11 protein-coding genes are annotated in these 14699 nt (G+C 71.1%); all 11 read right to left on the reverse strand.

The window, feature by feature from the left end; translation table 11 throughout:
- Positions 1–40 precede the first annotated feature (40 nt).
- Entirely contained in the window at positions 41–1168 is a 1128-nt protein-coding gene (locus PQI07_RS25605; RefSeq protein WP_274927854.1) for a hypothetical protein, read from the reverse strand.
- Positions 1165–2289: a hypothetical protein gene (locus tag PQI07_RS25610; protein ID WP_274927855.1), complete on the reverse strand. Its 1125-nt coding sequence runs from the start codon at positions 2287–2289 to the stop codon at positions 1165–1167. The genes PQI07_RS25605 and PQI07_RS25610 overlap by 4 nt, the downstream gene beginning before the upstream one ends.
- Entirely contained in the window at positions 2286–3425 is a 1140-nt protein-coding gene (locus tag PQI07_RS25615) for a hypothetical protein (RefSeq protein ID WP_274927856.1), read from the reverse strand. Before PQI07_RS25615 ends, PQI07_RS25610 begins: the two co-directional genes overlap by 4 nt.
- Positions 3422–4612 carry a hypothetical protein gene (locus tag PQI07_RS25620; RefSeq protein ID WP_274927857.1) on the reverse strand — a complete coding sequence of 397 codons (1191 nt, stop codon included), beginning with the start codon at positions 4610–4612 and terminating at the stop codon, positions 3422–3424. Before PQI07_RS25620 ends, PQI07_RS25615 begins: the two co-directional genes overlap by 4 nt.
- Positions 4612–5748 carry a hypothetical protein gene (locus PQI07_RS25625; protein WP_274927858.1) on the reverse strand — a complete coding sequence of 379 codons (1137 nt, stop codon included), beginning with the start codon at positions 5746–5748 and terminating at the stop codon, positions 4612–4614. The genes PQI07_RS25620 and PQI07_RS25625 overlap by 1 nt, the downstream gene beginning before the upstream one ends.
- Positions 5745–6875: a hypothetical protein gene (locus tag PQI07_RS25630; protein WP_274927859.1), complete on the reverse strand. Its 1131-nt coding sequence runs from the start codon at positions 6873–6875 to the stop codon at positions 5745–5747. The genes PQI07_RS25625 and PQI07_RS25630 overlap by 4 nt, the downstream gene beginning before the upstream one ends.
- Positions 6872–7981, reverse strand: a complete 1110-nt coding sequence (locus PQI07_RS25635) for a hypothetical protein (RefSeq protein ID WP_274927860.1) — start codon at positions 7979–7981, stop codon at positions 6872–6874. The genes PQI07_RS25630 and PQI07_RS25635 overlap by 4 nt, the downstream gene beginning before the upstream one ends.
- Positions 7978–9093 (reverse strand): hypothetical protein, encoded by a 1116-nt coding sequence (locus PQI07_RS25640; protein ID WP_274927861.1) that lies wholly within the window; start codon positions 9091–9093, stop codon positions 7978–7980. The genes PQI07_RS25635 and PQI07_RS25640 overlap by 4 nt, the downstream gene beginning before the upstream one ends.
- Positions 9090–10160 (reverse strand): hypothetical protein, encoded by a 1071-nt coding sequence (locus PQI07_RS25645; RefSeq protein WP_274927862.1) that lies wholly within the window; start codon positions 10158–10160, stop codon positions 9090–9092. The genes PQI07_RS25640 and PQI07_RS25645 overlap by 4 nt, the downstream gene beginning before the upstream one ends.
- Positions 10161–10216: 56 nt before the next feature.
- On the reverse strand, positions 10217–10870 hold the full coding sequence (locus tag PQI07_RS25650) for a hypothetical protein (protein ID WP_274927863.1): 654 nt from the start codon (positions 10868–10870) through the stop codon (positions 10217–10219).
- 388 nt (positions 10871–11258) lie between these two features.
- Entirely contained in the window at positions 11259–14699 is a 3441-nt protein-coding gene (locus PQI07_RS25655; protein WP_274927864.1) for a chromosome segregation SMC family protein, read from the reverse strand.

Below are 14699 nucleotides of genomic sequence, written 5' to 3' on the forward strand. Positions count from 1 at the left end.
TTCGTTGCTTCCGGCGAGTCTTGCCGAAGGCGTCGCAAGATCAAAGCGCGGGCGAAGGAGCGGGACCGAGTTCCGGGACACCCTCGGGATCCGGAAGCCGGTCGCGTTCGAAGTCGTCGTACCTGCGCAGCGCCCGCCCGGCCAGGTCCTGGAACACCGAGCGCCAGTTGGCGCAGACGGCTTCGACCTCCGGATCGTCGATCGGACCGGGCATCTCCGAGGCGAACAGCCGGAGCGACTCCACCGCATCCGCGATCTCGACGGGGGTCGGTGGCATCGCACCGGCCGGCGTCGGCCACTGGCGGCTCGCTTCCGCCGCCAGGATCTCCCGGGGCATTCCATGAATCCGCTCGAAGCCCGCGGCGGCCCGCTCGGCGAGCTCCGCAACCGCAGGGGATGCGAGCGGGCCGACATGCGCGAACCAAGGTGCGAAGCCTCGTTGGCAGACGGCCCGCGCCGCGACTTCCGCGTCCCGGTCGGGCACGCACTCCGGAGCGAGGATCTCGATCTCCCCCTGGACGGACACGAAGCCCGGCTGCTCGCCCTTCTGGAACTCCTTCGCCTCCGCGAGCCGGTTGCAGGCGAAATGGTCCGGCTTCGCCAACGGCAGGCCGAAGGTGACCGGCATCGGTTCCAGGCGGCCGGCGACATGACATCCCCAGAACGGACCGGGGGACCTCCTCATGATGCGTCCGTCTCGCGTCAGGATCATCTCGGCGGCGAGGCGCCGGGCCGCGGCCGAGATCCCAGCGAGATCGTCGCCGTGGAAGGAACGGATCGCCGTCTCCTCGATGGTCCGGACCATGCGGAATTCCGCGGGATGCGTTCGTTTCGGGCTGAGATCGAGAAACGGGTTGGCCACCGTTCCGGTGATGTCGAAATCGAGCCCGGCCGACATGCGCCGCAACGCCTCTTCGGCCTGCATCGGCACGGAGCCGTTCTGCCACCCGGTCGGAACGACGTGCCAGAGCGTGCCCGCATGGCCGTGATAGGTCGAGGTCCTGTCGAACCTGTTCCTGCACACCACCGCGACGTCGGGATCCGCGACGACCTCGATGTCGACCGGGACGAAGGCGCGGAAGGTCTCGACCCGGGGATGACGCGCACCTTTCGGAACCACGGTGGCGCGGTAGGGGACGGCGACGGCGATGCGGTGATGGGCGGTCACGGGGTCGGTCCTTCGAAGGAGAGGTCCGGGGGACCCGGATCCGTCGGGAGGCGTGGTGCCTCGTATTCGTCCCAGCGCCTTATCGAGTGGTCGTGGAGCGCGCTCGACGCCTCGCTCCATCCCTCGACGTCGAGACCGGCGGCCCGGCCGCGCATGGCCTCGACGAGGAGCCTGACGTCCTCGACGAAGCCGGCCAGCTCGCGGGCGCACGGTGCGTCCATGCCGTGCGGAACCGCCCATCTGAACCTGGGATCCGCGAGCACCTCCGGATCGGCGCCGTACAGGACCGAGAGGGAATGGACGACGCGTTCCCCTAGATCGGCGAGCTCGGAGGAGCCCGACTTCAGGGCGGCGGTCGCGAGCGATCGGTGGATATCGCCGTTGAGCAGGCCGTAGGCGACGTTGGCGGCATCCCGATCCGGCAGAACGGACGGGTCCGCGACCTCGATGGCGCCGAGCACCTCCTGCCGTCCGCGCGACCGGAGGGTGCGGAGATAGGCGAAGGCCTCGTCGCCCCGGCTCCAATGGAAGGCCGCCGGCACCCCGCGGGGGGCTTCGTAGAGGCACTCGTTGGGCTCGACCGACCAGACGTTGAAGCTCGTCCAGTGAGGCCCGGGCGACGCCCTGAGCAGGCGGCCGAGATCGTCGACCAGGAATTCCGACGCCAGTCGGGCGGCTTCGGAGCTGACGGCATCGAGTTCGTCCCATGCGACCGACCGCAGGGCCATCCGCTCGATCTCGACCGCCCGCTCCCGGTCGGCAGACATCATCCAGCGGGGGCCGAGATGCGAGAAGGGGTTGGCGACGGCGTTCTGGCGATGAAGCTCGCGACCGGCCTCGATGTTCGCGATCGCGGTCGCGGCGTCCATGGGGGGCGCGTCGGGCATCCAGTTGGTCCGCACCGGCACGTAGAGGCGCGATCCATGCCTGAGGTACTCGTACCGCCCCCGGTTCTTGGCCAGGACGGCGACCGCCGCGACCTCGAGTTCGGCGGAGGCGACCGACCGGATGGCGAGCGGGATCTCGGCCCGGAACGGGAGCTCGCGCACGAGCCTGCCGTTCCGGGGTACGACGCCGGCCCGGTAGTATACCCGGACCGAGAAGGGCACGTGGCCGCTCATCGCGCGGCACCGGGCGCGGGGGCGCCGAGATCGGGCGCGCGCTCGGCTACGGGCAGCCGGTCCCGCTCGTAGACGTCCCACCGGCGGATGGCCGGCTCCGACTGCTGCTCGTACAGCCGGCGCCACACGTCCACGGCCGGCTTCAGCCGTGGCGACGGATCAGGGAAGACGTGATCCTCAAGGAAGCTCCGGACCTCGTCGACGGCGGCGACGATCTGCTCGGGCGTCGCAGGCGGCGCCCCTTCGCGGGCCGGCCCTCGGGCCTCTCCGACGAACGTCCCGGGCGTCATGGCGTGGAGGACGGCCGCGGCGGCGATCGCCTTCTCGCCGCAGGCCCTCGCCTCCGGCGGGACCAGGTCAAGCACCCCCTGCATCGAGCGTCCCCAGGTCTGCCTCACGATCGAGCGGGCGGTCAGAAGCCCGTCCAGATCGGGCAGGCAGCCCGGATCCTCGATCACCGCGCGGCCGCGGACCTCCCAGGGGCGCTTCGGGAACTCGACCTTCAGGAACTCGGCGGCGGTCTCGAGCCGGCCGACCCCGAACGGGTGGGAATGTTCGTCCGGCAGCCGCGCGCCCGTCGCCATGAGATCGATGCAGCTGCCGTTGCGCTCCACCCAGAACGGCCCCGGGCTCGCGCGCAGCACGCGTCCGTCCTCGCACAGGATCAGGTCGTTCGCGAGCCGGCCTACGGCCGCCGCGACCTCGTTCCGGTCGTCGCCTTCGTGGGCGCGGAGCACGACGTCCTCGATCGGGACCGCCGCGGCGAACTTCTGCGGCCGGACCGGCTTCGCGCCGACCGCCGCGAACGGGTTCGCGTTCCAGCCCAGTGTCCCGTGGCCGCGGGCGAGCTGATCGAGCGCGGTCTCGACGCGCAGGATTCCGTCCCATTCCTCGTCGTCGAAGATCGGCAGCCACAGGCGGCCGTCGTTGCCGACGTAGTCCAGCCGGTCGGAATCGTTCTGATAGAGCGGCACCATGTCCCGGCAGGACACGGCGACCGGTAGGTCGCCGGCGGGCACGACCCGCAGATCGACGGGGACGTCGGTCCGGAAGACCATGGGCCGCACGACGCGGGCCCCGTGCGGGACCACCATCGCCGTGTACGGGACCCGGATCGAGAGGCGATGCGTGTTCACGGCCGCGGGCCTTCCAAGTGAAGGCAGAAATCCGGCGCGGCCTCGTCGACGGCGAGACGATCCCGCTCGTAGACGTCGAAGCGTCGGCACTCGTCGCCGCGCTTCTCCTCGAAGAAGGCGCGCCAGTCCTGGTTCATGGCTTGGCGGGACGGGATGCCGGTGGCGGACAGGTCGTCTGCGAAGAAGCTCCTCACGGCATCGACGGCGGCGACGAGGGCCTCGGCGTCCGGCCTCAGCGATCCGGCGGGGGCGCGGGCGCCTCCGATCCGCTGGCCGTAGGCCTGCACGGGGAGATCGTGGATCCGCGCGGCGGTCGCCAGGGCCGTGCGGCCGGCGGCCACGAGGTGGTCCGGAGCCAGGAGCGTCGAGCGGCGGATCATGCCGGCGCATTCCGCATCCGTCACGGCCCGGGCCGCGATCAGCGCGTCGTGGTCCGGCAGGAAGCCGGGCTCCAGGATCTCGATCGTTCCGAGTACGATCCCGTCGCCGGCACCGTACTCGGTCGCCGCGTGCTCGACCGCCTCCTCCGCGCGCGCCGCGCCGAAGAACGCCCCCTGCAGCGAGGGGCGCGCTGCGGCGGCCGACGGACCCATGGACCAGTCCGCTCCCCTGCCGAGCGGCAGATCGTGGGTCGCGGCCACCATTGTCACGGCCTGTCCGGGCCGTGCGAGGTGGAACGGCCCGACGGACCTGCGCCAGACCGTCCCGTCCGTCGCGAGAAGGAAGTCGCCGGCAAGGCGCGCGGCCCGCGCCATCACCTCGTCGCGCTCGGTGGCGAGAATCTCGCGGACGAGCGCCTCCTCGATTGGAACGGCTCGGCTCGTCTCGCTCCGGGGGTAGGCCGACGTCCCGGTGTCGTGGAACGGATTGCCGATGCCGTTGTCGAGCAGGGCGGAGCCCGTCGCGAGTTGACGGAGGACGGTCTCCACCGGGACCGGGCTCCCTTCCCGGCCGATCGGAAGCCAGAGATCGCCCTCGAAGCCGGCATAGCGCGTGACCCTGGGGCCGGCCTCCGTCCCTACGGTGGCCACGACCGCCGGGACGAATTCCTCGGGCGATACGGTTCGCAGTCCGACGGCGAGGTCGGCGAGGAAGACCAGAGCCTTCGGGTTCTTGGCCCCGCGGCGGAGCACCTCGGCCCGATAGGGGACGCGCACGACGGTGCGCTCGACGTTCGCGACGGACATCACGGTCTCGGTCCTTCGGGGATGGCAAGGTCGGGATGGGGTGCGTCCGGTAGCAGCCTGCCGCGCTCGCACATGTCGAAGCGGGCCAGGGTCGCCTCCATGCGCCGCTGGAAGAGTTCCCTGTAGCCGGAGCCGGTCTGGCCGCCACGGACGCCTGCGAAGCCATCCATGTGATGCTCGAAGTAGTGGCAGGTGGCGTCGACGGTCGCGACGATCTCCTCCGCGGACGGAGGCGCGACGCCCAGCGGCCATTCCGTCCGGTCCTTGTGCCCCGCCAGGAGGGTGGCGACCTCGACGCCGCGCAGTCGCGCCATGCCCCGAAGGGCGGCGTCGGACGACAGGAGCACCTCGGCGTCGCGCCCTTCGGCGGTGCCCGCGATCCAGTCGCCGTAGCTCGGATCGCCGACGCACAGCGCGACCGACATCGCGTCGTGGTCCGGAAGGAACGACCGGTCGAGGATCGAGACATCTCCGTCCAGCGTGCCGTCGAACCGGTCCGTGACGGCGGCGGCGTACTCCGCCGCCTCCTCAAGACGGGCGATGCAGAACGGCTGGTAGACCGCCCCGCGCGGCGGTTCGAACTCGCCCGAGACGACCCTCATTCCTTCGGCACCAAGAACCTCCACATGAGGTCCGACCGACCGCCGGTAGCAGTAGCCGTCGCCGCAAAGCAGGAAGTCGTCCGCGAGCCTCACCGCGCTAGCGAGCGCCCGCGCGCTGTCCTCGCTCTCCAGAGTCCGCAGACGGAGATCCTCAAGCGGCTTCGCGTCCGCGAACTTGTACAGGGGGATGTTCAGCTCGCCGACCCGAAGGAACGGGTTTGCCATGGTGCCGACGTAGCCCTTGCCGCGCGCCAGATCGGCGACGGCCTTCTCGACACTGAGCACCTCGTCGTTCGAGGAGGTGTCGGGGACCCGGAGCCAGAGATCTCCGTCGAATCCATAGTAGGTGCGGGCGGCCTCGGGCCTGTAGTTCCACCCCCGGCTCACGACAACCGGCACCATGGCGCCGGCAGGCGCGACGCGGACGTCGGTCGGTAGCACGGTGCGGCAGACGATCTCCCGAGGCGCGCGGGCCCCCTTCGGCGTCGCCTGCGCGCGAAACGGGACGGCGATCGAGATGCGTTCGGTCTTCATGCGGATGCGCCTTGCGCGACGAGGGCGGGCCAGGGCGGATCCAGGTCCGGGGGACCGGGCTCGATCCGGGGCAGTTCGAACTCCGCCCAGCGCCGCGTCGCCGGGGCATGCTCGACGTCGTCCCCGACGACCCGCGACCGCGCGAACGAGTGGTCGAAGGAGCGGATGGTCTCGACGGCTTCGACGATCTCGGACTCCGAAGGAACCGGAACGCCGGGCGGACGGATCTCCCGATCGTAGTACTTCTTCGGCAGGTCGTCGGCCCCGATGCCGTGCAGCCGGGCGATGGCGTCGACGGCGCGGCGGCCGGCGTCCCGCCCGTCCTCCCCCAGGCCGATGATGGCGAGGCCGAAGACGCCCGCGAGCTTCTGCGACGCCACGGCCCGTGCCACGTTGAGCGCGTCGCGATCCTTCGCGAAGCCGTGGTGCAGGATCTCCATGCCGGAAGCGGCGTGCCGTGCGGTTTGGGCCCAGTCCGGGTTGCGGCGGATGCCGAACTCGATGGCCTCCGCGAGCCGTTCCGGAGCGAAGAGCACGTGCGCCTCGTGACTCTCGGGCGGATCGAAGTGGCGAGCCACCGCGACCGGCCCGTCCGCTCTCATGCAGTGGAACGGGCCGGCTGATCGGCGGAAGACCATGCCGTCCTCGGTGAAGAGCAGGTCGGCCGCGAGCCGGGACGCCCGCGCGAGACAGGTCTCCCGGTCGTCGGCTTCGATCGAGCGGAGAAGAGCATCCTCGATCCCGACGGCACCCGCGAATTCGGCGGCCTCGACCGGACGGCGCCCCACCGTGAGAAACGGGTTCGGGTGTCCGCCCAGATGGGCCGAGCCGCGCGCGAGCGACGCCACGGCGCGTTCCGGCGAGAGGCACAGGTCGGTGTATCCCGGCGCGCAGAGCGGCAGCCACAGGTCGGCGTCGTGGCCGTAGTAGTCGAGCCGGCGGTGGCCCCCGCGCGGCTCCCTCGCATTCTGCACCCGGACCGCCGGCTGGATGTCCTGCGCCGCCACCACCCGGATGTCGACCGCCAACTCGGTGGCGTAGAGGACCTCGCGCGGGCGGCGGGCGCCCCGCGGCGTGACGGTCGCGCGGTGTGGAACGGCGACCCGGATCCTGACCGAGCTGCTCATGAGCGGAGTCCGAGATCGGCCGGGGGGAGATCGGGGGCTGCCTCCGCCACGTCCAGGCGTTCGCGCTCGTACACGTCCCAGCGTCCCAGGGCCGGACCGTACGACTTCTCGAACAGATTGCGCACGATCTCGAAGGCGTCCCTGTGGGCCGAGTTCCGATGCTTGAACCCGCCCCCAAAGAATGCCCGGACGCCTTCCACGGCCGTCACCAGATCCTCCGCGGCGACGGGGGGCTTGCCCGGACACGTCTGGTAGTCGCGCAGCCCCTTGGAGAGGACCGAGTGATCGCGTCCGTAGAGCTTCCCGGCGGCCCTGAGCGTCGCCAGCACGTCCTCGTCGTCCGCCGACGGTCCACCGGACAACTGGGTCAGCCACTGGATGACCTGAAAGCTCACGATGGCGCGGGCCGCAACCTGACCGTCGTGGTCTGGGACGAAACCGGGTTCGCGGAGCTCGAGAAAATCGCCCGAGATGTTCATACCCCACTCGGACGCGGCGAATTCGGCCACCTCCAGATCCCTGGTGATCGCGAAGTAGGTGGCGTTCATCGTCGGCAGCTCCCATTCGGGCGATGCGATGAAGGGGTTGATCCCCTCTCCGCACCTCCAGAACGGCCCCACCGACCGGCGCAGTATGCGGCCGTCGTCGACCAGCAGGAAATCGTCCGCGACCCGCGCGGCGCGGGCGATCCGGTCCTCGCGGTCGTCCTCCACGATCTGCCGCAGCGCCATGGAATCGATCGACCGCGCCTGGGCGAGATCCCGGATCCGCAGGTCCGGACCGACCAGCAGGAACGGGTTCTGCATCCCGGCGAAGAACGTAACGCCTTCGCCGATCGCGCCGAGGATCGTTGCGCCGTCGACAGGCATGCCGCTGCCGGCAACGCACGGCAGCCAGAGAGCGCCGTCGTAGCCGAGGTACTCGCGGCGCCGGTTGCCGCCCGTCTCGCCACCGGTGACGACCGCGATCACGAGGTCGGATGCGGCGGCGGTCCGTATCCCGACGACCGTCTCGGTCCTGAAACAGATCGGCCGAGGGTTGCGCGCCCCGCGAGGCACGACGTGGGCGACGTGAGGGATCGGAACCCTGATGCGCTCGATGCTCACGGCTGCGGCCTCCCCGGCACGAGATCGGGCACGGCGCCGCCTTCGAGCTCCTCGTGCCGGCGCGCGAACTGGCCCAGGGTCGTCCGCAGCCATTCGGGCATCGGGCCCGCGAGGTCCACGCCGCACCCAGGATCGGCCGCGATGCGTCCGCAAGCCTCGTGGATAATCGCGGCGTCCTCGGTGGGCCCGAAGCGGAGCGGTAGCGGGCCGTCGGCCGCGTCCGTCATGCGCGCCGAGGCGGCCCGCAGCTCCATGAAGGCTTCGATGCCGTCGTCGGACAGGTTCGCGAGGTACTCCGCCGTCTTCGCAACGATGTTCGGCCCCATCTGGAATGCCGAGGCCGCGGCGGCGTCGAACGTGACCACGTCGCGGTCGAAGATCTCGAAGGGGGGCATGGGCACCTCGCGGCCGGGCGCGAGACCCTCGTCCGCGATCAGCTGGCAGGCCATGGCGTCCTCGACCCGGTCGAGCGGGAACTGGAAGCCCATGGTCCTGACGTCGTTCGAGTCGACGAGCATGCGGCGGACGCCCGCGGACAGGATCACGCCGACCCCGTAGTACCGGTTCTCGGAGCACAGCCGCGGCGGAGGGCATTCCGACCAGAGGGCGCCGTCGACGACGAGCAGGCGCCGCTGGAGCCGGACGAGACGCTGGTTCGTCTCCGCCTCGTCGGGATCGGACAGGAGCCGCAGGCCCGCCTCGGCGGCAGGGATCCAGTCGAAATAGGACCATGAGCCGTCGCGCCGGCGGGCGTGCGCGGACATCACCGCATCCGGCATCTCGTCGGTGAGATCGCGATGGAACGGCGAGCCCGGCGCGTAGCGGCGGAGCGGCCCGCGCGGATCCAGCGGCGCGACGTCTCCCGTCCGGTAGTCGAAGCCGAGCTGCCGGAACAGCCGCCCGTCCATGGACCAGAGCGCCTCGCGGACGACGGCGCCAGGCTGCGACCAACCCGAGACCTCGGCGGCCGGCCGGAGGTGCCGGCTCTCCACGGCCTCGACCTCGAGGGCCATGGTACGCATCAGCAGGGCGTCGACGTCCTTGCGCGAACCCTTCTGCCTCACGACGGCGTAGGTGCCGACCGGAAGCTCGACCCTGGCTTTGGCGATCATGGCGCTGGTGCTCCGATGGCGAGGTCCGGCACGGCGTCGGCCTCGAACGCCGTCGCCCGCAGGCCGAACCGCTCGAGGCGCCGCATGAGGCCGGATCCTGGTGCTTCGAACAGGCCGCAGGGATCGCCCCGGTCGGCTGCGATCCGCGAGAACGCCTCGAACAGGATGATCGCGTCCTCCCTGGCCGGAGCCGATCGCAGACGGAGGGAGGCCGCCCTGGCGGTGGCGAAGTCGTCGATCGCGTCGGCCGAGAACCACGCCAGATCGCGCCCCAGGTCGGAGAGCGTCGGCGCGGCGACCATCCGGGCCGTCTCCAGGAGGTCGTCGAACGCGACGGCGGCCGGATCATGAATTTCGAAGTCGGGCGCAGGCCCCGCTTCCGCCAGCCAATCGGTCGGGGCCGCCGCGCAATAGGCGAGGGCGTCCTCCAACCGTTCCAGCGCGAAGAACTGGCGTCCGCTCCGGTCCGGATCCATCCGGGACAGGTCGTCCACGTCGCTGGATGCAGCGACGTACGGACCTCTCGCCGGGTTGTCGACGACGAGACGCGGAGCCGGGCAGCGCGTCCAGAGCTCGCCGCCGACGACGAGCAGCCGCGACGACACGCGCTCCAACCGATCGGAGGCCTCCTCCGCGTGGGTCTGCTCGACCGCCTTCAGGGCCTTCGCCCTCGCGAGAGCGTAGTCGCGGTCGTATTCCCCCTGGGCGTCGAAACAGGCCGAGGAGAAGATGGCCTCGGGCACCTCGCGGCGCCAATCGACGAGTTCCCAGCCGTCGCCCTGCAGCACGTCCGCCAGCAGGTTCCCGGCGGAGACCCGGCGCGGGGCGGCGTCCCTGTCGAGCCGATCCATCTCGACCGGCCGCACCAGTTCGCCGTCGAGGGACCAGACGGTCTGATCGGACCCGCCCGGGATGCGGACGGTCGCGGCCGGGAAGACCCGTTCGGGCGCGACGACGTCCACCGCGATCGTCACCGAGTCGACGAGCAGCACCGGATCGAGCCGACCCGTGCGCGTTCTGGAGCCGCGGGCGGCCGCGGCGAAAGGGATCTCGATGGTGGTGCGCATCGCGCTGAAGGATCTCCGGACGAAGCAATGCTAGGCCGGAGCGTCGAAAAGCGCGATCAGCTGGCGCGCGCGAACCGGAGGACGGAAGCGGATTCCTGTTCGACGCGGGTTCTGGACACGAAGACCGGGATGCAGGAGACGAGGGTGCCGGCGTCCGCCGCCTCGATCAGGTCGCGCGCCGTGTCGACCAGACGGTCGCGATGGAAGCAGCCCGAGACCGGCAGGGTGGCGTCGACGCACCATCGGGCGTAGCCGTCCTCGCGGCCGAGCAGCTTGACGCCGCCGATGCGGCCGCCGGCGCAGGAGAAGCGGTCGGAGAAGATGCGGCGTACGACGCGGGCGTCGACGCTTTCGCAGAAGGAATCGACGGCGAAGACCTGCAGGCTGTCGACGAAGACGTAGCCGAAGCGGTCCAGAACGGTCTCGGCCGCGATGTTGCCGGGACGGTGGAAGGCCTCGTCGCCGAGATCGACGCGGATGAGGTCACGCCACCCGACCCGCGTCGCGCCGACTGCGGTGGCCGCTGCAGCGAACGCGAGGTCCAGCGTCGCGTGCCAGCTGTCGAGGATCCTGGCGCCGGTGGCGACGTCGGTGACGAGAAGATTCCAGCGCAGGTTGGAGCGGGGTTCCCAGGAGATGCCGACGTCGGCCCTGGATCGGGTGGCGACGAACTTGCCGTCCGACGTGAGACGGAAACTTACGGGACCCATTCCTTCAATCTCCGAATCGTCCAGGCGTCGGCTGCATCGAGGCTGTATTCGTTCCTTCGCCAGGCGCAAGAAATTTCGGAAGGAATGGAACCGATCTCGACGGCGTAGGTTAATCCCACCGAGCCGGCGCACGATCGGCTCTCAAAAAAAGGGGCCGCCCCTCGCGGAGACGGCCCTATGAAGTCGATGACAGACGATCGGACGACATCCGGGTCCGGGACTGCGGCTGCCGCCGAAGGACTGGAACAAAAGGGCGTTGGCGATCTGTTAGGACTATTCTGCTGCCTTCGCGGACCGTCAAGCGTTCCTTCGTTCGGTTCGGCAATTCCTTGGCGGCCACCCCACTCGTGGGGCATTTCTGCCACACGACGTGCCGTGTCCGAAGGGATCACGCCCGCTTCGGCTCTTCGGTCTTCGCGAACTCGATCGCCCGGTTCAGGTCGATGGCGGCGAGCCGGCTCACCCCCTGCTCGGCCATCGTGACGCCGTAGAGCCTGTCCATCCGCGACATCGTCATCGCCTTGTGCGTGACGACCACGAAGCGGGTCTTCCGGTCGCGCGCCAGTTCCTCGATCAGACCGCACATGCGGTCGACGTTGGCGTCGTCCATGGCCGCGTCGACCTCGTCGAGGACGCAGATCGGCCCCGGCTTCACCAGGAAGGTCGCGAAGATCAGGCACAGCGCGATCAGCGACTTCTCTCCGCCCGAGTACAGCGAGAGCATCTGCATCTTCTTGCCCGGCGGGGCCGCGAACACCTCGATGCCGACCGCGAAGGGGTCGGGATTGTCGACGAGCTTGAGGAAGGCCTGGCCGCCGCGGAAGAGCCGGACGAACAGATCGCGGAAGCGGCCGTCGATCTCCCCGAAGGCCTCCTCCATCCGGGTCCGCCCCTCCCGGTCGAGGGCCGCGACCTCGAGTTCGAGCTTCTGTACCGACAGCGAGACCTCGGCCCGGCTCTTGTCGATCGTCGCCCTGGCCGCGACCGCCTCCGCCAGTTGCTGGGCTGCAAGCATGTTCACCGCGCCGAGACCGTCGCGCTCCTGGATCAGCTTCGACAGCCGGCTCTCGGAGGCGCCGACGGCCGGGAGGGGCGCTGCGGGATCCAGGCCGGCGATGCCGGCGAGCTCGTCGACGCGGCCTTCGAACCGCTCCTGCACCCGCTCGACCGCGTCCTTCAACTGCTGGCCGGCCGTGGCGATCTCGGCGATGCGCCCGGAGCGGTCCTCCTTCAGCCGGTCGACCAGGGCCGCGGTCTCGCGGACGAGCCGCTCCGCCTCCGCGTTCGTCCGCTCCACCTCGTCGAGGTCGCGCTGCACCCGCGCCACCTCCTCCCTGGCGAGTTCCACAGCCTCCCTGGCCTCCTCGATGGCGCCGGCGGGAGCCGGCCCCTGGTCGACGGTCGCCAGAGCCTCCACGGCGGCCGATCTGCGCGCCGAGAGATCGGTGCGCCGCTCGCGGGATGCGAGGATGCGCTTGTTGAAGGCATCGACCTCGCGGACGATCGCGAGTCCCCGTTCCCGCCGCGTCCGCTGGGCGGCCATGAGGTTGTCGAGCGACCGCTTGGCCTCGTCGGCAGTGCGCCGGGCGGTCTGCTGGGCACCCCGGGCCTTCTCCAGATCCGAGCGGAGCAGTTCGGCGGGCGGGAACGTCGCGAGCGTCGCCAGGGCCTCCTCGTGCTCGGAACGGGATGCCGCGTCCTCCTTCTCGAACCGCACCGCCTCGTCGCGCGCCGCCGCGATCCGGGCGTCGACCTCGCCTCTCAGCCGCACGACGTCGAGGGCCGCGCGCCGCGCCGCCTCGAGGGCGCTCCGCGCGGCCGCATCGGTCCGGCGGGCGGCCTCGAGGGCCGCCTTCGCGTGCACGGCCCGCGAGCGGACGTCCTCGAGACCCGCGCCGGCCGCGGCCGACGCCCGGGTGGCCGCCTGCAGCTCGACGTCCAGAACGCGCCGGCGCGCCTCCAGCGAGAGCCGCCGCGCCGAGGCGTCGTCGCCGAGATCGGCCCGGAACCCGTCCCAGCGGCGCATGTAGCCGTCCGGAGAGACCACGCGCTGACCGGGCTGCAGCCGGGACGCGACGCGGTCCGCCTCCTCTCTGGAGTCGACCACGCCGACCGCGGCCAGCCGCTCGGAGAGCTGCGGCACGCCTCTGACGTGGTCCGAGAGCGGCCGCGTGCCGACCGGATGCCCCGGGCCGCGCACCGCATGCCCCGTCCAGGTCGCGGGCGCGTGTGGATCGGTTCCGATCGCGAGGTCGGACCCGAGCGCACCGGCGAGGGCCTTCTCGTAGCCGCCGTCGACGTCGACACGCGATGCGACGGCATCCGGATCGGATCCGAGCGCGGCCAGCGCCAGGGCGACGCCCTCCGCCTCGCCCCTGATCCGCGCGAGGACGTCGCCCGCTTCGGCGAGCGCGGTTCTCGCCGATTCCTCGGCTTCGCGCAGGCGTTCCGTCTCGAAAGCCGCGGCGTCCAGCGCCGCAGCCGCCGTCTCGACATCCTCGGCGCGGAGCGCCGCGTTCTCCTCGGCGGCTGCCGGATCGAGTTCCTCCGCGCGGGCGGTCAGGGTCGACAGCGCGTCGCGGACCGAGGCGAGCCGCTGGGCGGCCGCCCGGGCCCGGGAGCCGGCCTCCTCGACACGCCGACGCGCGTCCGCCCGACGGGCATCCGACTGGGCCTGCAGCGCGACCAAGCGCTCGACCTCCTCGCCGGCCGCCTCCGCCGTCTCGCCCGCGACCTCGAAGCGCTCGCTGGCCTCCTCGATCTCGGCGCTCTCGTCCGCCTGGGCCTCGACGATGACGGCCCGCTCCTCCGCCAGCCCCTCAAGGGATTCGGTGCACTCCGCCTCGACGGCGGCCTCCCGGGCGACGTCCGCGTCGACGTCGGCGACGCGCCGGGCGAGTTCCTCGCGCTCCCGCTTGCGCCGCTCGGCGTCGTTGGCGATCTGCTCGGCGTGGACGCTGGCTCTGGCGAGCGCGGATTCGGCCGCCAGCCGCCGCTCCCGGACCGGCGGCACCGCCTCCGCCGCAACGAGCCGGGCCTTCTCGCTGCCGGCGAGGGACGCCATGGCGTCCGCGATCTCCTTCTCCGCCGCGTCGTGCCGCGTCGTCGCCGTGGAGAGGCGCTCCGCGGCCGTCCGGTGGCGCACGTGGAGCACCGTCGCCTCCGCACGCCTCACCAGTCCGTCGATCTCGGTGCGGCGCCTCGCCTGCTCGGCCTCGGCCGCCAGACGCTCAACGTCGACGCTGAGGCGTTCGAGATCGCGCTCGTTGTTGCGCAGGTTGTCGAGGGACTCGCGGAGGTTCTTCGCCGCCGCGTCGCGACGCGGCTTCAGGCCGGCGATGCCCGCCGCCGCCTCCAGGAGCGGTCTGCGGTCCGCAGGCGTCGCCTTGTCGACGAGCCGGGTGATCTGGCTCTGGCTGACGAGCGCGGCCGACGTCGGTCCGGATCCGATGTCCTTGTAGTGGAGCGTGACGTCGGCGAGCCTGACCTTCCGGTCGTTGAACCAGTACGACGATCCCTGGCCCCGCTCGATGCGTCTGCGGACCGTCAGGCGTCCGCCCTCGCGCTCGGGCGCGTCGTGCTCGAGGGCGACCTCGCAGATGTTGCGTTCCGACCGGCGCTGGGTCCCGCCGAAGATCACGTCCTCCATGCCGGAGCCGCGGAACTCCGCCACGCGATGGTCGCCCATCGCCCACTTCACGGCCTCGACGAAGTTGGACTTGCCGCAGCCGTTCGGGCCGACGATCCCCGTCGTCCCGGGCTCGATCGGCACCTTCACGCGGTCGGCGAAACTCTTGAAGCCGTCGATCAGGAGCCCGTTGATGCTCAT

The sequence above is a fragment of the Methylobacterium sp. 092160098-2 genome, from assembly GCF_028920805.1.
In the GTDB taxonomy this organism is placed as follows: Bacteria; Pseudomonadota; Alphaproteobacteria; order Rhizobiales; family Beijerinckiaceae; genus Methylobacterium; species Methylobacterium fujisawaense.

Coding starts and splice junctions, on each gene's coding strand:
- PQI07_RS25610 (WP_274927855.1), bottom strand. CDS start 2,289: ATGAGCGGCCACGTGCCCTTCTCGGTCCGGGTATACTACCGGGCCGGC.
- PQI07_RS25620 (WP_274927857.1), bottom strand. CDS start 4,612: ATGTCCGTCGCGAACGTCGAGCGCACCGTCGTGCGCGTCCCCTATCGG.
- PQI07_RS25625 (WP_274927858.1), bottom strand. CDS start 5,748: ATGAAGACCGAACGCATCTCGATCGCCGTCCCGTTTCGCGCGCAGGCG.
- PQI07_RS25630 (WP_274927859.1), bottom strand. CDS start 6,875: ATGAGCAGCTCGGTCAGGATCCGGGTCGCCGTTCCACACCGCGCGACC.
- PQI07_RS25640 (WP_274927861.1), bottom strand. CDS start 9,093: ATGATCGCCAAAGCCAGGGTCGAGCTTCCGGTCGGCACCTACGCCGTC.
- PQI07_RS25645 (WP_274927862.1), bottom strand. CDS start 10,160: ATGCGCACCACCATCGAGATCCCTTTCGCCGCGGCCGCCCGCGGCTCC.
- PQI07_RS25650 (WP_274927863.1), bottom strand. CDS start 10,870: ATGGGTCCCGTAAGTTTCCGTCTCACGTCGGACGGCAAGTTCGTCGCC.
- PQI07_RS25655 (WP_274927864.1), bottom strand. CDS start 14,699: ATGAGCATCAACGGGCTCCTGATCGACGGCTTCAAGAGTTTCGCCGAC.